A 16,288-nucleotide genomic window follows, 5' to 3' on the forward strand; every position below is an offset into this window, starting at 1 on the left:
GTTTTTCGTTGGGCGCCGGGGTCGTCCCCGGCGGAAAAATCATTTACCTCAAACCACCACCGGACCCTTGTGGGAGTGAGACCGGCTTGCCGGCGATAGCGGTGTATCAGACACATCAATGCCCACTGGCACACCGCAATCGCGAGCAGGCTCGCTCCCACAGGGTTTAGTGGTGGTCTGGAGATTTCAGGCACTGCCCGGAACGGGCCTGGCACAGGGCAAACAACCAGCGACGCAGACGGTTCAGTTTCAGTTCCATACCAGCAGCTCCGCAGGCGTAGGGTTGTAGGCATTGCACGGATTATTCAGTTGCGGACAATTGGAAATCAGCACGATCACGTCCATCTCCGCTCGCAAATCCACGTACTTGCCCGGCGCCGAAATACCGTCCTCAAACGTCAGCCCGCCATCCGCCGTGACCGGCACGTTCATGAAGAAGTTGATGTTCGGCCCGATGTCGCCCTTGCCCAGTCGCCCGTCGTGGACGCAGGCGCGCAGGTAGTTGTCGCGGCAGCTGTGCATGTAGCGTTTTTCCAGGGCGTAGCGCACGGTGTTGCTCTCTTGCGCGCAGGCACCGCCCAGGGTGTCGTGGCGTCCGCAGGTGTCGGCGACGATGGTCAGCATCGGTTTGCCGAGGTTGGAATAGAGCACGCTGCCGGTGCTCAGGTAGACGCTGTTCTGCCGGCGCAAGGTGCGTTGCACGTCGTAGCGTTCTTTCGGGTTGGCGACGCTGTAGAACAGCGTATCAACCGCCTGATTGCCTTCCAGGTCGAGGATGCGCAGGGTCTGGCCCGCCTTGACCTCCATCAGCCACGGTTCGCCGGCGGGAATGGTGGCGCGGTAGACCGCTGTTTCTGGATGCTTTTGAGCGGTAGCGATTGCGAGTGACATGGCAGCGATCCTCAGGCGAACAGGCGGTCGGTGTTGATGAAGCCGCGCTCGTTTTCCGGGCGCGAGGTGCGGCAGTGTTCGGCGACGCTGGCGTCGGCGTTCATCCAGCTCAGCTTCAACGGTTTTGGTGCGTATTCCGGCGACGGGTCCATCGGGTGTTGCAGGGCGGTGAGCACCACCAGCGTGTCCATCGGCGCGTACAACTCGATGTAGTCGCCGGCCTTGGAGTTGCCTTCGACGAAGTGGAAACGCCCGGCCTCATCTACGTTCACGCGGCTGAACAGGTTGAGGGTCATCAGCAGGTCCGACAGGCCCAAACCCCATTTGCCGAGTTCCACCAACAGGTTGTCGGTGCCGTTGCGGAAGAAGCCGTTGCGCAGTTCCTGATAGCGGCCCGCGCCGTATTTTTCCGCGACTTCTTCAGCGCACAGCACGCCGCCGAGGCTGTCGCTCCAGCCGCAGGTGTCGGCGGTGATTGCCGCCAGCACGCGGCCCATGTCCGAGTACAAACAATGGCCCGTGGTGAGCTTGGCGGTGTGTTGGCATTTGAGGCTGTCGGGCAGGTTAAGGCGTTCGGTTTTTTCACTGGCATTGAGCAGCGTCAGGCTGACGTTGGCGCCGCCGCGCAGATCGGTCAGGCGCAGCAATTGGCCGCGCTTCAATACGAAGGAGCGATGACCGCCGCCGGGGAGCATTTCCTCGGCGAAGGGCGGGAACAGTTGAGTCGAATCAGTCATGTGCAAAATCCTCTTAAGCGGTGCGAAGCGCGCCTGCCAGTGTTTCCGGCAAGGCATCGACGGCGGCGCGCGTGGCGCGGCGGTCGCTGTTCAAAGGGATGTCGTAAGTGATGCGCGCGCCATAGGCGCCGGGGGCGTGCGGGTCGACGCGAACCTTGTCGAATACGAGCAATCGCGTGCCGAGGCTGAAACCTTCGGACAGGTCGTGGGTGACCATGAACACCGTCAGTTGCGTCTCGCGCCACAGCTCCAGCAGCAAGGCGTGCATGTCTTTGCGGATGCCCGGATCGAGCGCGCCGAACGGTTCGTCGAGCAGCAACACGCGGGGTTTCATGATCAGCGCCTGGGCGATGGCCAACCGTTGCTGCATGCCGCCGGAGAGCTGCGCCGGGTACTTGTCCAGCGAGTGGCCGAGGCCAACCTTTTGCAGCAGCACCGAGGCCTGTTCGCGGGCGTCTTTTTTGGCGCTGCCGAACAGGCGCCCAAGCAGCGGTGAGCGCGGCAGTTCGAGGCCGAGGGCGACGTTGTCCAGCACCGTCAGGTGCGGGAATACCGAGTAGCGCTGGAACACCACGCCACGGCTCGAATCCGGTTCGCCGGCCAGCAGTTGACCGTCCAGCAGAATCTCGCCGCGACTGGCGCGTTCCTGGCCGAGCAACAGGCGCAGGAAGGTCGATTTGCCGCAGCCCGACGCGCCGACCAAGGTGCAGAACTCACCCTCGTTGACGTTCAGGTTCAAGCCTTCGAGCACCACTTGATCGGCGTATTGCTGCCAGACGTTTTTTACCGTGATGAAGCTCATGCGCGGGCTCCTTCATACCAAGGGAACGCACGTTGAGTCAGGCGCTTGAGGCCCCAATCCATCAGCCAGGCGAGCAGGGTGATCCACACCACGTACGGCAGGATCACGTCCATCGCCAAGTAACGTCGCACCAGGAAAATCCGATAGCCGAGGCCGTCGGTGGAGGCGATGGCTTCGGCGGCGATCAAGAACAACCACGCCGAACCCAGCATCAGCCGCAACGAGATCAGCAGGCGCGGCAGCAATTGCGGGAGCACCACGCGCAGCATCAGCGTCCAGGTCGATGCACCGAGGGTCTGGGCCTTGATCAGCAACTCGACCGGTATTTCCCGGGCGCGCTGTTCCAGATCCCGCGCCAGGCACGGGGTGATGCCGATGACGATCAGCATCACTTTCGATAACTCCCCCAGTCCAAAGACGATGAACAGAATCGGCAGGATCGCCAGCGGCGGCACCATCGACAGCACCGTCAGCAACGGCGACAACGGCGCGCCGAACAGCGGCAGCGTGCCGGCGGCGATGCCCAGGCACAGCCCGGCCAACGCGCTGATGCCGAGGCCGATGGCCAAGCGACGCAGGCTGGACGCGGTGTCTTGCCACAGCACGTATTCGCCGGTGCGACTGTCGGCGGTGAACGCCAGGCGCTTCACCGCGTCGGTCATTTGCACGGCGCTCGGCAACAGCTTGTCGTTAGGGTTGTCCAGCAGCCGTTCGGCCGAGCCCATGAAGTAGGCGAACAGCACCAGGGCGAACGGCAGGATCACCAACAACAGGCGACTCGGGCGATCCGGGTGGCGATTGATCAGGCGCATGGCCAGGTCCTCTTGTTACAGCTTGGCGTCGGCAGCCATCTGCACGTAACTCGGATCGAAGCGAAGCTTGAGGTTGCTCTTGTCGCCGCTGGTCACGCCGTTGGCGAAGGCCATGCCGACTGCGCTGGTGTCCTTGGCGCCTTCACCGAGCAAGCCGTGCTGGAAGGAAAACTCCGCGACCTTGCGCATGGTTTCCGGCAGTTGCTTGCTGGTAGAGAACGCCAGGGCTTCTTGCGGTGTGGCGAACAATTTGGTGGTGTCGAGTTGCGCCTGGAAACCCGCGAGGTCAGTGCCCGAGGCCTTGGCCATGTGTTCGAGCGCAGCCTTGCTGGCGGCGTTTTTCGCGTTCATCAACTCGACCACTTCGAACCAGGCGCCGGTCAGTGCCTTGCCCAGAGCGGGGTTGTCTTTGAGGGTGGCGCTGTTGACCACCATCATGTCCATGATCTCGCCGGGGATCTGGCTGGAATTGAACACTTCGGTCACGCCCGGCTTGGCCTTGATGTCCGAGAGCATCGGGTTCCAGGTGGTGACGGCGTTGACCTGCTCCGTGTTGAAAGCGGCGGAGATGTCGGCGTCGGAGGTGTTGACCACTTTCAGGTCTTTCTCGGTGAGGTCCACCGAATCCAGGGCTCGGGCCAGCAGGTAATGGGACACCGACAGCTCGACCAGATTGACGTCCATGCCCTTGAGGTCGGCGACTTTCTTGCCGTCGCCCTTGAGCACGATGCCATCGTTGCCGTTGGAAAAGTCGCTGACGATCAGCGCGGTGCTGTCGACGCCGCCGGCGGCCGGAATGGTCAGCGCGTCCATGTTGGTCATGGTGCAGCCGTCGAACTGGCCGGCGGTGTATTGGTTGATGGATTCGACGTAGTCGTTGAGCTGCACCACATCAATCTTGATGCCGTACTTCTTCGCCCATTTGTCGACGATGCCTTGGCTGCCGGCGTATTCCCAGGGCATCCAGCCGGCGTAAATGGTCCAGCAGACGCTGAAGTGGTCTTTTGGCGCGGCCTGGGACGAGACGCTCACGATGGCTGCGAAGGCAGCGGCGAGGAGGGCGGGTAAACGAAGTCGGGACATGGTGGTTCTCCAGTTGATCAAGGGCGGGCAGGAGTCAACGCGGCACCGCGAACGGTGGCTTGTCTCCCGGGCTTTTGTCCCGCCGTGTAACCTCAACTGGAGGTCGCCAACTCTCGGACCAGTCACTCGCCTTAGCGAGCCGGAACCCTAGTCAGCCATTGCAAATTGTGGTGCCGCGAACCTGTGATGACTCCTGCACGGGTTTGCTAAAGCGAGAGCCGTGCCAAGTCGCCCGAAGCGCTCTGGGCCGGGGGATTGCCATTTTTCGGGAGGCCGCAAGGGCCGTTCGCTGCTTTGTGATGGTGCGCCCGTGCACTGAGATGCAGCGTGGCTGGCCGCTGATCCGAAGGTCAGACGTCGTCCGGCACTCGCCAACGCATTGCCAGTCAAAACAGGTGTCAGCCGGCTGTATCGGCTGTGGTCTTTCAGGAGGCCGCCATGTTTCGTCGACTGTTACTGGGCGTTGTGCTCGGTGTCGGGTTGTCCGGCTGCTACTACTACGCCGGCACCTACGACGTGTATTCCACGCCTTATTACTATCCCGGCTATGCGCCGTATTCCTACTATTACGGCCCGCGTTATTACTATGGTCCGCGCTTTTACGGTGGTTATCGCTACTACTATTGGGGCGGGCATCACCCTCGTTATTACGGCGGTGGATACCATGGGCGGCACCATTAATCAGCGGGTGAATAGATGAAAAACCTTTCATCGGCTAGATGTTTCAACTTGTTTCAAGGGCGCACCGGATGTCGAAAACGATGTCTGATCTTTCGACAGTCACCGAATAATTGACTGTCGCTCGCCAGCGTCGCTGGTGTGGCTCACTCGCGGTCCAGGAGGCCGCCATGCTCTGTCGAAAACAGCTCCGCCCAATTCTTCTGATGGCTGTATTAGGATTGTCACTTGGCGCGTGCGTGCCCTATGCCGATGGAGGAGGCAGCTACTACAGTTCCGAGGTTTACACGTCCCCCGCGCCGTACTACTCAGATGGCGGCGGTTACTACTCCAGTGGCGGTTACTACACCTCGCCGCGCCGGTATTACTCACCACCGGCCCGCTATTACCAGCCAACGCCGCGGTACTACCACCAGCCGCGGGTGTATCAACCGGCACCGCGTTATTACCAGCCTTCGCCACGAAGCGATTACCGGGCGCACCAGGGGCGCGGTTGGGACGGCAATGGCCGGGGCGGTTGGGATGGCCGTAACCGTGGCAATTGGAACAATGATTACCGTGGTGGCGGACGCAATCACGGTGGACGAGGTGACCACTACGGTCGCGGCGATCACTCTGGCCGAGGCAGCCACCGATAACATGAGTTGAATGCAATACCTGTGGGAGCGAGCCTGCTCGCGATGGCGGATTGTCAGTCACATCATTGATGAATGACAAACCGCCATCGCGAGCAGGCTCGCTCCCACATTTCGTTTTGTGACCTTACAAATCCGCCAGCGGATGCCGACCTTCCCAGACCTTGCGAAAATGCGCCTCCACCACCGCATCCGGCACGTGATTGATATCAGGCCAATGCCAATGCGGTTTCTGGTCTTTGTCGATCAACCGCGCACGCACGCCTTCGCTGAACTCTGGATGCCGGCAGCAGTTGAGGCTCAAGGTGTATTCCATCTGGAAAACCTGAGCCAGCGACATATGCCGGGCGCGGGATATCTGTTGCCAGACCAGATGAGCGGTCAGCGGCGAACCTTCACTCAGGGTCCGCGCCGCGCGGCTAAGTACCAGGTCCGTGCTATCACGCTGTTGGCTGATGGCTTTCCAGGCGCAACGTACATCACTGACATCCAGCAATTCGTCGATCTGCTGGCGGCGCGGCAGCCACTGGGCTTCGGGTATTCGCGCCAGCGCTTCCTGCTGCAAGGCCTTGAGCAGACTGTTGAGCTGCATCGGCGTCTGTTCCTGCCAGTTCAATTGCAGCAAGCCTTCGATCAGCTCTTCTTGCTGTTCATCGAGCAGGAAGCGGTCGGCCAGGCCCAGATCGATCGCATCGCGACCGTTCATGTGCGCGCCGGTCAGGCCGAGGAACAAACCGAGCTTGCCGGGCAGGCGCGACAGAAACCAACTGGCACCGACATCCGGATACAAACCAATGCTGATTTCCGGCATCGCCAAACGGCTGCTCGGCGTGACAATACGGATGTTCGCGCCCTGCAGCAGGCCCATGCCGCCGCCGAGTACATAACCGTGACCCCAGCAGATCAGCGGTTTCGGGTAGGTGTGCAGGCTGAAGTCCAGCCGGTATTCCGCCGCGAAGAAAGTTGCGGCCAGCGGGGGCACTACGCCGGGGTGCGCGCGACACGCTTCCACCAGGCTGCGCACTTCGCCACCGGCGCAAAAGGCCTTGGCGCCATGACCGCGCAATAGCACGCAGACGATTTGCGGATCCTTGGCCCAGGCGTCCAGTTGATCGCGCAGGGCGTTGATCATCGGCAAGGACAGGGCGTTCAGGGATTTTTCGGCATCCAGGCTGGCAACGCCGATGCGGGCGCCGTCGGTGCCGGTGAGTTCTTCGAAGTGCAGATTCATCGTGACCTCGATCGGGAATTTGAGCGTTCAGTATGATCGCAATGCAGGAAAGTGCCGGATCTGCGTCAGATCAATTGACAAGCGTGATGGGCTTTCCTAGGGTTCGCCCCATTGTTTTTGCCGGATGTAACCATGACTGCTGACGACCGTATCAAACTCGAACCGAGCTGGAAGGAGGCACTGCGTGCCGAATTCGACCAGCCCTACATGGCAGAGTTGCGCGATTTCCTGCAACAGGAGCGTGCGGCCGGCAAGGAGATTTATCCGCCGGGCCCGATGATTTTCAACGCGCTCAACTCGACGCCGCTGGACAAGGTCAAGGTCGTCATTCTCGGTCAGGATCCGTATCACGGGCCAGGCCAGGCCCATGGCTTGTGCTTCTCGGTGCAACCGGGCGTGCCGGCGCCGCCGTCGCTGGTGAACATCTATAAGGAGTTGAAACGCGACCTGAACATCGACATTCCCAATCACGGCTATCTGCAGAGCTGGGCCGATCAGGGCGTGTTGATGCTCAATACCACCATGACCGTCGAGCGCGCCAATGCCAATGCGCACAAGGACAAGGGCTGGCAGTTCTTTACCGACCGGATCATTGAAGTGGTCAGCCAGCAGCAACCGCATCTGGTGTTCATGCTGTGGGGCGCCCATGCCCAGAGCAAGCAGAAGCTGATCGACGCGACCAAGCATCTGGTGCTGACGTCGGTGCACCCGTCACCGCTGTCCGCTTATCGCGGGTTTCTCGGGTGCGGGCACTTCAGCCGGACCAACAAGTTTCTTGAGCAGAATGGCGAGACGCCGATTGATTGGCGGTTGCCGCCGGTTTGATGTGGTGACCGGGCGGGCCTCATCGCGAGCAGGCTCACTCCCACATTGGATCTCCAGTGAACACAAATTTTGTGATCGGCCGAGATCCAGTGTGGGAGTGAGCCTGCTCGCGATGGGGGCGACTCGGTCTATCAGACCGAATCCGGATTCCGGTTCCAATACTTGAACAACGGCTCCGCCAGAAACAACACAAACAACAACCGCATCACCTGCATCGCCGTCACCAGCGGCACCGACAATTGCAGGGTCTCCGCCGTCAGGCTCATCTCCGCAATCCCGCCGGGCATCATGCCCAGGGTCAGCGAACGCAAATCCAGATGTGTCAGCGCACTCAATCCCAAGGCTGCCGCCGTGGCGATCAACATGGTCAACACCGTACCAATCAACGTCCGCCCCATAAACGAAGGCGCACGCCGGAAAAACTGCCGATTGAAGTGGCAGCCCAAGCCACTGCCGATCAGCCATTGGCCAATCTGGCTACCGCCGTTGGGCAAACCAATGTGCAGATCCCAACCAATGCTCACCGCCGCACTCACCAGCAACGGCCCGAACAGCCACGGGTTGGGTTGACGCAAACGCTCCCAAATCCACGCCGCCAAGGCGCCCGCCGGAAATAGAAAGGCCAGCCACCACCAGTTGACGGCCGTCGGATGAAAAACCGGTGCGCCGTCGCCCAGCAAATACTTGAACGCCGCCGGTACGCAAAGCACCACCACCAGCACCCGCAGGCTTTGCCCGGCCGCTACGCGACTGAGCACCGCGCCATTGCGTGCGCCGAGGTTGACCATCTCCCCGGAGCCGCCGGGCATGCTGGAAAAGAATGCGGTGGCGCGATCCTCACCGGTACGGCGCATCAACCAGACCCCGACCACGGCGGACAGGCTGGTGATCAACGCACCGAAGAAGATCAGGCCAAAGTGGCTCAACACCTGCTCCATCACCACCGGGGTGAAGTGAAGGCCGATGCCGATGCCGACGACCCACTGGCCGACCTTGCGGCCGCCAGGGATTTCGGCCAATTGCCAGGGCGTCAGGCAACGCACGAGGATGATCGCCAGCAACGAGCCGACCATCCATGGCAGTGGCCAGCCGATCTGGCTGGCCAGGTAACCGCCCAGCGCGCCGACCAGCGGCGTACCCCACCAGGCGTTGAAGGGTGCTCGATCAGACATCGGCGACCGCGCGACGAGCGACCGAACGTTTGCGCCAGATCCGCAGGATCGGCACCAGCAACATCACCACGATCAACGCCCAGACACCCAGCGTGATCCCGCTCGACCAGAGAATCTCCAGCGAACCGTTGGAAATCGACAGTGCGCGGCGCAGATTCTGTTCCATCAAACCTCCGAGAATGAAGCCCAGCAAAACCGGCGACAACGGGAAATCCAGCTTGCGCAGAATGTAGCCGAAGATGCCGATGCCGATCATCAGGAACAGGTCGAAGGTGGTGGCATGCACCGCGAACACGCCGATGGCGGTGATGATTGCGATCATCGGCACCAGCGCCCAGTTCGGTACGGCGAGGATGCGGGTGAAGATGCGGATCATTGGAATGTTGAGGATCACCAGCATGATGTTGGCAATGAACAACGACGCGATCAGGCCCCAGACGATGTCCGGTTGCTGTTGGAACAGCAGTGGGCCCGGCGTGATGTTGTACAGCGACAACGCACCGATCATCACCGCCGTCGTGCCCGAACCGGGAACGCCCAGGGTCAGCATCGGCACCAGCGCACCGCAGGCTTCAGCACCGATGGCGGTTTCCGGAGCGGCCAGACCGCGCTTGTCGCCCTGTCCGAATTTGCCGCTTGGGCCGGCGATACGTTTCTCGGTCATGTAGGCCACGGCGCTGGCAAGTGTTGCACCGGCGCCAGGCAAAACGCCCATGATGAAACCCAGCACACCGCACCGCATGTTCACCCAGAACACCGACGCAGCTTCCTTGAAGTTGAACATCATGCGGCCGGTGGCTTTGAACGCTTCCTGGCCGCGGTGGGTTTTTTCCAGCAGCAACAGGATTTCGCTGATGGAGAACAGGCCCAGCACCAACACCACGAACTGAATGCCGTCGGTGAGGTGGATGTTGTCGCCGGTGAAGCGGTAGACACCGCTGTTGGCGTCGATGCCGACGGTCGACAGGAACAGGCCGATCAGCGCCGCGATAAAGGTCTTCAGCGGTCGATCACCGGCCATGCCGCCGAGGCAGACAATCGCGAACACCATCAGGACGAAATATTCCGCCGGACCGAAGGCAATCGCCCATTTCGCTAGGATCGGCGCGAACACCACCATCCCGCACGTGGCAATAAAGGCGCCGATGAACGAGCTCCACGCCGACAGCGACAGCGCGACACCGGCCATGCCTTGACGGGCCATCGGGTAGCCGTCGAGGGTGGTCATGACGGTGGACGCTTCGCCCGGAATGTTCAGCAGGATCGAACTGATCCGGCCGCCGTACTCGCAACCCAGGTAAACCGCAGCCAGCAGGATCAGCGCCGACTCTGGTGGCAGCCCGAGGGCGAATGCAATCGGGATCAGCAACGCCACGCCGTTGATCGGACCGAGGCCGGGCAGCAGGCCGACGACGGTGCCGATCAGCGTGCCGCTGAGTGCGGTGACCAGGTTGTAAGGGGTCAGTGCGACGCCGAAGCCGTGACTCAAATAACCAAGCGTATCCATTTCAGTTCTCCAGAACGTCGAGCAGGCCCAGAGGCAGCGGCACGTCCATCACTTTGTCGAACAGCAGGTACAGACCGATGCTCATCAGGCTGATGATCACTGCGCTTGGCAACCAGCGTCCGCCGTACAGGCGCGCCATCGGAATGCCGATCAAAATGCTGCTGAGGATGAAGCCCAGTGGTTCGAACAGGCCGGCGAACACCAGCAGCAGCACCACGCAGCGGCCGATCTTGTGGAGGGTTTCACGATCCAGCGGCGGGTCTTCTTCGGAGTGTTTGATCGGGGACGGGCGAAACACCATGTAGATCAGGCCCATTCCCATCAGCCCCAGCATCAGCAAGGGGAAGGCGCGAGGGCCGATCGGTTCGTAGGAAAAAGGCGCCTGGTAGGGCCAGGCCATCAGCACCAGGCTGGCGCAGGCCAGCAGCAGCACCGATGCGAAAATGCGTTGTACGAGCATGGGGAACTCCTGTGCCGCGCCCCCGCAGTGCGGGGCCGCAGCCGCTAGACAGAGGCGATCACTGAATCAGGCCGAACTCTTTGGCCAGCACTTTGTAGTCCGCGACCTGCTTCTTCACGTAGGTGTCCAGTTCCGGGCCGGTCATGGCGAACGGAAAGAGTTCACGCTGATCGCGCAGCTTGGCGAAATCATCGGAAGCCAGCAGTTTGTCGAAGGAGTCTTTCCACCAGGCGTAGTCTTCATCGCTGACTTTTGGCCCGAGGTAGAAACCGCGAACCACTGGCCAGACGATGTCGTAGCCTTGCTCTTTGGCGGTCGGAATGTCTTTCATTTCCGGCTCGTCCAGGCGCTTATCGGAGAACACCGCCAGCAGGCGCATGTCGCCGCTCTGGATGTGCGGCATGGAGTCGGAGATGTCGGTGCTGCCGACCTGGATGTGGCCGCCGAGCAGGGCGGTGGCGATTTCGCCGCCACCTTCGAGGGCGACGTAACGCAGATCGCGCGGGTTGATCCCGGCGGCCTTGGCGATCAACGCGGTTTGCATCCAGTCCTGGCTGCCGACGGTGCCGCCGGAACCGATCACCACTTTGCTTGGATCTTTCTTCAGCGCCTGAACGAGATCGTCGAGGGTCTTGTAAGGCGAATCGCTTTTCACCGCGATGGCGCCGTAGCTGGTGCCGACCGCTGCCAGCCAGCGCACGTTGGTTTCATCGAAGCGACCGAACTTGCCCTGGGCCAGGTTCAGCAACGAGCCGCTGGACCACGCCACGAGCGTGCCGGCGTCGGCCGGACGCTGAGCGACCACCGCGTTGTACGCCACTGCGCCGACACCGCCGGGCATGTAGGTCACGCGCATCGGTTTGCTCAGCAGTTTCTCGTTCATCAGCGCGCTTTGCGCCAGTTTGCAGGTCAGGTCGAAACCGCCGCCGGGCGAGGCCGGGGCGATGCATTCCGGGCGCTTGGGCTCGGCCATCAGTTGGCCGGCAAACAGCATGCAGCTGGCGGCGAGGGCGAAACGGCGCAGTGATCGATTCATTGTTGTCTCCACGGGAGTTGTTGTTTTTGGGGATGTTTCAGGTGCGGCAGTTTCGCGTCGCGCAGCCGTTGATGGCGCTGACTAACGTAAACGACGGGAATTGAAAAAAGAGATGAGGCGGGCAAACCTGGGGCTGTGTGGACAGCATGGCGAAGTACCTCGTTATTGTTCTTATTGGCGAAAACGCATCGAGGCGTTTTTCGGGAGCTACATTTCAAAGCACGATCGATGGCTTTCAGTCGAAACCATCCGTGGGCCGACTCTAACGGTCGAACCTTTCACTAACCTTTCAGCGGACTTTCACGGTTTTCGGGCTTCACAGCGGCGGATGCGGCTGTAAACTCCGCGCCAAAGAATGGCGTCGAACATCCCTGAATGAGGTAAAGATCCATGCGTGTTCTGCTCGTCGAAGACCATCTGCAACTCGCCGACAGTGTCGCCCAGGCGCTCAAGAGCACCGGGTTGACCGTGGATGTGCTGCACGACGGCGTGGCCGCCGACCTGGCGCTGAGCAGCGAGGAATACGCCATGGCGATCCTCGATGTCGGCCTGCCGCGCATGGATGGCTTCGAGGTGCTGGCGCGCTTGCGGGCCCGGGGCAAGAACCTGCCGGTGCTGATGCTGACCGCTCGCAGCGACGTCAAGGATCGCGTGCATGGCTTGAACCTCGGCGCTGACGATTACCTGGCCAAACCGTTCGAACTGACCGAGCTCGAAGCCCGGGTCAAAGCCTTGCTGCGTCGCAGTGTGCTCGGCGGCGAGCGTCAGCAGACCTGCGGCGTGCTGGCTTACGATCTGGACACCCGACGCTTCACCCTCGGCGACGAATTGCTGACCCTGACCTCCCGCGAACAAGCGGTGCTCGAAGCGCTGATTGCGCGTCCCGGTCGGGTGATGAGCAAGGAGCAACTGGCTGCTCAAGTGTTTGGTCTCGACGAAGAGGCCAGCCCCGACGCCATCGAAATCTACGTCCACCGCTTGCGCAAGAAACTCGACGGCCAACCGGTCGCCATCGTGACGTTCCGCGGTCTTGGCTACTTGCTGGAAAGCCGCGATGCATAAGCCCAGCAGCCTGCGCTGGCGGTTGCTGTGGAACCTCGCGCTGTTGCTGGTGGTGTTGATGCTGGCCAGTGGATTGAGCGCGTACTGGAATGGTCGCGAAGCTGCCGACACCGCGTATGACCGGACCTTGCTGGCCTCGGCGCGAACCATCGCCGCCGGGGTGTCCCAGCGTGACGGAACACTCAGTGCCGATGTGCCTTACGTGGCGCTGGATACGTTTGCCTATGACAGTGCCGGGCGAATTTTTTACCTGGTCAACGACATTCACCAGAACCTGATTTCCGGTTACGAAAACCTTCCCGCTCCACCACCGGGAACGCCGCGCACCGATGACTATCCGGCGCTTGCCCGTTTCTACAACGCGACGTATCGAGGGCAGAACGTGCGGGTGGTCAGCCTGCTCAAGCCCGTGAGCGAACCGAACATGAACGGCATGGCCGAAATTCGCGTGGCGGAAACCGACGAGGCGCGCGTCAGCATGGCCCGTAGCCTAGCGGCAGACACGTTGTTGCGGCTGGGTATGCTGGCGGTCGGCGCGTTGCTGATGGTGTGGTTTGCGGTGAGTGCCGCGTTGCGCCCATTGGAACGCTTGCGCACGGCGGTGGAAGAGCGCCAGTCCGATGACTTGCGGCCGCTGCCGCTGGTGGAGGTGCAGCGAGAATTGTGGCCGTTGGTGCGTGCGCTCAATCACTTTACCGAGCGCCTGCGCGGGCAGTTCGAACGTCAGGCGCAGTTCATTGCCGATGCTGCGCACGAACTGCGCACGCCACTGGCGGCGCTCAAGGCGCGACTTGAACTCGGCCTGCGTTCGGGCGAACCTGAAACCTGGCGCAATACGCTGGAAACGGCAGCGCAAGGCACGGATCGTTTGACCCATCTGGCCAACCAATTGCTGTCGCTGGCGCGTGTCGAAAACGGTGCCCGGGCGATTGCCGAGGGCGGTGCACAATTACTCGATCTGAGTCAGCTGGCCCGGGAGCTGGGCATGGCGATGGCGCCGCTGGCCCATGCCCGCGGCGTGGCGCTGGCGCTGGAGGCCGACGAACCGGTGTGGCTGCGCGGTGAGCCGACGCTGCTGAACGAGCTGTTGAGCAATCTGGTGGACAACGCGCTGGCCCATACGCCGCCTGGCGGCAATGTGATCCTGCGGGTCTCGGCGCCGGCGGTGCTGGAGGTCGAGGATGATGGGCCGGGGATTCCGCTGGAAGAGCGTGATCGGGTGTTCGAGCGCTTCTATCGGCGCAACCAGCAGGTGGCCGGGTCGGGGTTGGGGTTGGCGATTGTTGGCGAGATCTGCCGCGCGCATCTGGCGCAGATCAGTCTGCACGATGGCGAGCAGGCGGGGTTGAAGGTGCGAGTGAGTTTTATCGCGGGAGAATAATGGTGGCATCTTCGCGGGCAAGCCTCGCTCCTACAAAAGCACCGTAATACCTGTAGGAGCGAGGCTTGCCCGCGAAGCTCTTAATAAAACATCGACCGCGATTCTTCCAGATCCCTGCACATCGACTCATTCTCCGGGTCGATTCCCAGCTTCTTGAAGGCCGGCACGCCGAGCGGGTCGATACGGGCGATGGGGTGGTCGGTGTCCTTGTGGCAATACAAACTGGCCACTTGCACCAGATCCACATAGTCGACGCGCTCGGACTCGCGCTTGAAGTCCAGATACAGCCCCGGCACTTGTACCAGCATTTCCGGAAACTCCCAGACCCTGAGCAGTTTGTCGCCGAGCAGCGGGTGAATGTGGTCGATCACATGGTTCAGGCTGACCGGGTCCGACAGCAGCTCGTAGTGGTCTTCGGCGTAGGTCAGGATCGGCAGTACACCAATCTGATGCACCAGTCCGCCCAGCGCCGCCTGATCGGGCTTGAGCTGCGTGTAACTGCGGCACAGCGCGTAGCTGACCCCGGCGATTTCCAGGCTTTTGCGCCAGACATCGCGCATCTTTTTCTCCACCACGTCAGAGCGCGCATGGAAAATCTGCTCCATGACCAGACCGATGGCCAGGTTGCTGCTGTAATTGACGCCCAGGCGCGTGATTGCCGTGTGCAAGTCAGTGACTTCCTGGGTCGCGCGCAGCAGCGGGCTATTGACCACTTTGATCAGGCGTGCCGACAGCGCCGTATCACGGCCAATCACTTTACTCAGGGTGCTGACACTTATTTCCGGGTCTTCAGCGGCCTTGCGAATCTGCAGGGCCACTTCCGGCAACGTTGGCAGAACCAGGTCATCGTTATCGATGGCCTCAACCAAATCCTGTTGGACCTTATCCGCCAAATCGCTCATTTCTTTTCTCTAGGGTGTTGCAACAAGTACTGCTGTTAACGCTGGATTTCGCGATCGCGATCCAGTTCATAAGGCAAGTCAAGCAGATGCAGGGCCGGCCCTTCGATCGCGCCGAGATGGACGTCGCCACCTTCCGCCGCTTCGGCTTGCAAGACGGCCAGGAGTTCAATGTTTTGTCCGGCGTGCGCGGCAATCACCACTTCGCCGATGGAACTGCCGTGTGTCGGGGAAAACAAGGGTGTGCCGGGTTCAGGTAATGCACTGGCGTCCAGCTTCAGACGATACAAGCGGCGCTTGAGTTTGCCCAGGTACTGCATCCGCGCAACGATTTCCTGGCCGGTGTAGCAACCTTTCTTGAAGCTCACACCGCCGACGGCCTGCAGATTGAGCATCTGCGGAATGAACAATTCGCGCGTGCCCGGCATCACCTGGCCGATCCCTGCGCGGACCTGACCCAGCAGCCATTGATTGAGATCGCCCTCGGTCAGCAAAGCAGATAACCGGCCCTTGATGACGTCGGCCTGATCGGCGGCAACCCAGAGTTCGGCGCGGTCCGGTGAAACGCGGATGGCTATCAATCCGTCATTGCGCGCCACGCTGTCGGTGTCCGCCGGCAGTTCGAGGCCCAGGGCGATCAGGGCGGCATCGCCATGGTCAACGCCGAAGCGGACCCAGGCAGCGCTTTCATCGGTCAATTTCGATTTGGAGAACACCGCGTACTTCTTCAAGTCCGCCAGTTGCGGCTCCAGCAGCTCGGTGGCCATGGCCATGAGCACGCCATCACCTTGCAGCAGAATGCGGAAGCTCGATTGCATCCGGCCTTTCTGGGTGCAGCGCGCACCGAGGCTGGCCTGGGTGTCGCTCAGGTAATTGAGGTTGCAGGTCAGTTGGCCTTGCAGAAATTTGCTGGCATCCGCGCCGCGGACCGCGAGAACGCCTTCGTGAGACAGGGTGCAGAAAAAAGCAGAATCGGCCATGGGAGATCGCAGGGTAAAAGAGTCTGGGGGACATCATAAGGGGGCGCCCATGAAATGGGTAGTTCACAAAAGGTCGACAGTGCCCGACCAAAGCCGA

Annotated in this window: 17 protein-coding genes and 1 riboswitch; of the genes, 5 read left to right on the forward strand and 12 right to left on the reverse strand. The window is 61.3% G+C overall.

Annotated features, from left to right (window positions below; translation table 11 throughout):
* Positions 1–249: 249 nt before the first annotated feature.
* The 5 genes from J4E42_RS21590 to J4E42_RS21610 are packed head-to-tail and all read right to left on the reverse strand — an operon-like array spanning position 250 to position 4,325.
* Positions 250–891, reverse strand: coding sequence for an urea amidolyase associated protein UAAP2 (locus J4E42_RS21590; RefSeq protein ID WP_017336948.1), 642 nt, complete (start codon positions 889–891; stop codon positions 250–252).
* Between the two features lie 11 nt (positions 892–902).
* Positions 903–1,628 (reverse strand): urea amidolyase associated protein UAAP1, encoded by a 726-nt coding sequence (locus tag J4E42_RS21595; protein WP_207286112.1) that lies wholly within the window; start codon positions 1,626–1,628, stop codon positions 903–905.
* Between the two features lie 13 nt (positions 1,629–1,641).
* Complete coding sequence (locus tag J4E42_RS21600; RefSeq protein ID WP_192228687.1) at positions 1,642–2,430, reverse strand: ABC transporter ATP-binding protein; 789 nt, start codon at positions 2,428–2,430, stop codon at positions 1,642–1,644.
* Positions 2,427–3,242: an ABC transporter permease gene (locus J4E42_RS21605; RefSeq protein ID WP_008025776.1), complete on the reverse strand. Its 816-nt coding sequence runs from the start codon at positions 3,240–3,242 to the stop codon at positions 2,427–2,429. The genes J4E42_RS21600 and J4E42_RS21605 overlap by 4 nt, the downstream gene beginning before the upstream one ends.
* A 15-nt stretch (positions 3,243–3,257) precedes the next feature.
* The gene (locus J4E42_RS21610; protein ID WP_008025779.1) at positions 3,258–4,325 is read right to left on the reverse strand and encodes a putative urea ABC transporter substrate-binding protein; all 1,068 of its coding nucleotides are present in this window, start codon (positions 4,323–4,325) and stop codon (positions 3,258–3,260) included.
* A 61-nt stretch (positions 4,326–4,386) separates the two neighbouring features.
* Positions 4,387–4,487, reverse strand: a riboswitch (guanidine-I (ykkC/yxkD leader).
* A gap of 276 nt (positions 4,488–4,763) precedes the next feature.
* Here J4E42_RS21610 and J4E42_RS21615 point away from each other — a divergent pair.
* Both J4E42_RS21615 and J4E42_RS21620 read left to right on the forward strand, forming a co-directional pair.
* A complete protein-coding gene (locus J4E42_RS21615; protein ID WP_008025780.1) occupies positions 4,764–5,006 on the forward strand; it encodes a hypothetical protein in 243 nt (80 codons plus the stop codon).
* 167 nt (positions 5,007–5,173) lie between these two features.
* Positions 5,174–5,641 carry a hypothetical protein gene (locus J4E42_RS21620; RefSeq protein WP_008036217.1) on the forward strand — a complete coding sequence of 156 codons (468 nt, stop codon included), beginning with the start codon at positions 5,174–5,176 and terminating at the stop codon, positions 5,639–5,641.
* Between the two features lie 124 nt (positions 5,642–5,765).
* On the opposite strand, the gene J4E42_RS21625 is transcribed toward J4E42_RS21620, so the two are convergent.
* Positions 5,766–6,869, reverse strand: a complete 1,104-nt coding sequence (locus J4E42_RS21625; protein ID WP_207286113.1) for an enoyl-CoA hydratase/isomerase family protein — start codon at positions 6,867–6,869, stop codon at positions 5,766–5,768.
* Positions 6,870–7,001: 132 nt separating this feature from the next.
* Between J4E42_RS21625 and ung the strand changes: the two genes are divergently transcribed.
* Positions 7,002–7,694 (forward strand): uracil-DNA glycosylase, encoded by a 693-nt coding sequence (gene ung / locus J4E42_RS21630; protein WP_008025785.1) that lies wholly within the window; start codon positions 7,002–7,004, stop codon positions 7,692–7,694.
* Positions 7,695–7,825: 131 nt separating this feature from the next.
* On the opposite strand, the gene J4E42_RS21635 is transcribed toward ung, so the two are convergent.
* From J4E42_RS21635 to J4E42_RS21650, 4 genes are read right to left on the reverse strand one after another with little or no spacing between them, the layout of a single operon-like run.
* Positions 7,826–8,866, reverse strand: coding sequence for an AbrB family transcriptional regulator (locus tag J4E42_RS21635; protein ID WP_207286114.1), 1,041 nt, complete (start codon positions 8,864–8,866; stop codon positions 7,826–7,828).
* Positions 8,859–10,373 (reverse strand): tripartite tricarboxylate transporter permease, encoded by a 1,515-nt coding sequence (locus J4E42_RS21640; RefSeq protein WP_008034898.1) that lies wholly within the window; start codon positions 10,371–10,373, stop codon positions 8,859–8,861. Before J4E42_RS21640 ends, J4E42_RS21635 begins: the two co-directional genes overlap by 8 nt.
* A gap of 1 nt (position 10,374) precedes the next feature.
* Entirely contained in the window at positions 10,375–10,833 is a 459-nt protein-coding gene (locus J4E42_RS21645; protein WP_008034905.1) for a tripartite tricarboxylate transporter TctB family protein, read from the reverse strand.
* A 58-nt stretch (positions 10,834–10,891) separates the two neighbouring features.
* A complete protein-coding gene (locus J4E42_RS21650; RefSeq protein ID WP_008036010.1) occupies positions 10,892–11,869 on the reverse strand; it encodes a tripartite tricarboxylate transporter substrate binding protein in 978 nt (325 codons plus the stop codon).
* Between the two features lie 390 nt (positions 11,870–12,259).
* Between J4E42_RS21650 and J4E42_RS21655 the strand changes: the two genes are divergently transcribed.
* Both J4E42_RS21655 and J4E42_RS21660 read left to right on the forward strand, forming a co-directional pair.
* Positions 12,260–12,931, forward strand: a complete 672-nt coding sequence (locus J4E42_RS21655) for a response regulator (protein ID WP_008034908.1) — start codon at positions 12,260–12,262, stop codon at positions 12,929–12,931.
* Positions 12,924–14,312, forward strand: coding sequence for a sensor histidine kinase (locus J4E42_RS21660; RefSeq protein ID WP_008036011.1), 1,389 nt, complete (start codon positions 12,924–12,926; stop codon positions 14,310–14,312). Before J4E42_RS21655 ends, J4E42_RS21660 begins: the two co-directional genes overlap by 8 nt.
* Before the next feature lie 80 nt (positions 14,313–14,392).
* Here J4E42_RS21660 and J4E42_RS21665 read toward each other — a convergent pair whose 3' ends face one another.
* Positions 14,393–15,214, reverse strand: a complete 822-nt coding sequence (locus J4E42_RS21665) for an HDOD domain-containing protein (protein ID WP_008034910.1) — start codon at positions 15,212–15,214, stop codon at positions 14,393–14,395.
* Positions 15,215–15,249: 35 nt separating this feature from the next.
* Positions 15,250–16,191, reverse strand: a complete 942-nt coding sequence (locus tag J4E42_RS21670) for a folate-binding protein YgfZ (protein ID WP_192228692.1) — start codon at positions 16,189–16,191, stop codon at positions 15,250–15,252.
* Positions 16,192–16,288 lie beyond the last annotated feature (97 nt).

The sequence above is a fragment of the Pseudomonas sp. FW300-N2A2 genome (genome assembly GCF_017351735.1).
Classification (GTDB): Bacteria; Pseudomonadota; Gammaproteobacteria; order Pseudomonadales; family Pseudomonadaceae; genus Aquipseudomonas; species Aquipseudomonas migulae.

Coding starts and splice junctions, on each gene's coding strand:
- J4E42_RS21605 (WP_008025776.1), bottom strand. CDS start 3,242: ATGCGCCTGATCAATCGCCACCCGGATCGCCCGAGTCGCCTGTTGTTG.
- J4E42_RS21610 (WP_008025779.1), bottom strand. CDS start 4,325: ATGTCCCGACTTCGTTTACCCGCCCTCCTCGCCGCTGCCTTCGCAGCC.
- J4E42_RS21655 (WP_008034908.1), top strand. CDS start 12,260: ATGCGTGTTCTGCTCGTCGAAGACCATCTGCAACTCGCCGACAGTGTC.
- J4E42_RS21625 (WP_207286113.1), bottom strand. CDS start 6,869: ATGAATCTGCACTTCGAAGAACTCACCGGCACCGACGGCGCCCGCATC.
- J4E42_RS21595 (WP_207286112.1), bottom strand. CDS start 1,628: ATGACTGATTCGACTCAACTGTTCCCGCCCTTCGCCGAGGAAATGCTC.
- J4E42_RS21665 (WP_008034910.1), bottom strand. CDS start 15,214: ATGAGCGATTTGGCGGATAAGGTCCAACAGGATTTGGTTGAGGCCATC.
- J4E42_RS21590 (WP_017336948.1), bottom strand. CDS start 891: ATGTCACTCGCAATCGCTACCGCTCAAAAGCATCCAGAAACAGCGGTC.
- J4E42_RS21620 (WP_008036217.1), top strand. CDS start 5,174: ATGCTCTGTCGAAAACAGCTCCGCCCAATTCTTCTGATGGCTGTATTA.
- J4E42_RS21640 (WP_008034898.1), bottom strand. CDS start 10,373: ATGGATACGCTTGGTTATTTGAGTCACGGCTTCGGCGTCGCACTGACC.
- J4E42_RS21650 (WP_008036010.1), bottom strand. CDS start 11,869: ATGAATCGATCACTGCGCCGTTTCGCCCTCGCCGCCAGCTGCATGCTG.
- J4E42_RS21645 (WP_008034905.1), bottom strand. CDS start 10,833: ATGCTCGTACAACGCATTTTCGCATCGGTGCTGCTGCTGGCCTGCGCC.
- J4E42_RS21600 (WP_192228687.1), bottom strand. CDS start 2,430: ATGAGCTTCATCACGGTAAAAAACGTCTGGCAGCAATACGCCGATCAA.
- J4E42_RS21615 (WP_008025780.1), top strand. CDS start 4,764: ATGTTTCGTCGACTGTTACTGGGCGTTGTGCTCGGTGTCGGGTTGTCC.
- J4E42_RS21660 (WP_008036011.1), top strand. CDS start 12,924: ATGCATAAGCCCAGCAGCCTGCGCTGGCGGTTGCTGTGGAACCTCGCG.
- J4E42_RS21670 (WP_192228692.1), bottom strand. CDS start 16,191: ATGGCCGATTCTGCTTTTTTCTGCACCCTGTCTCACGAAGGCGTTCTC.
- ung (WP_008025785.1), top strand. CDS start 7,002: ATGACTGCTGACGACCGTATCAAACTCGAACCGAGCTGGAAGGAGGCA.
- J4E42_RS21635 (WP_207286114.1), bottom strand. CDS start 8,866: ATGTCTGATCGAGCACCCTTCAACGCCTGGTGGGGTACGCCGCTGGTC.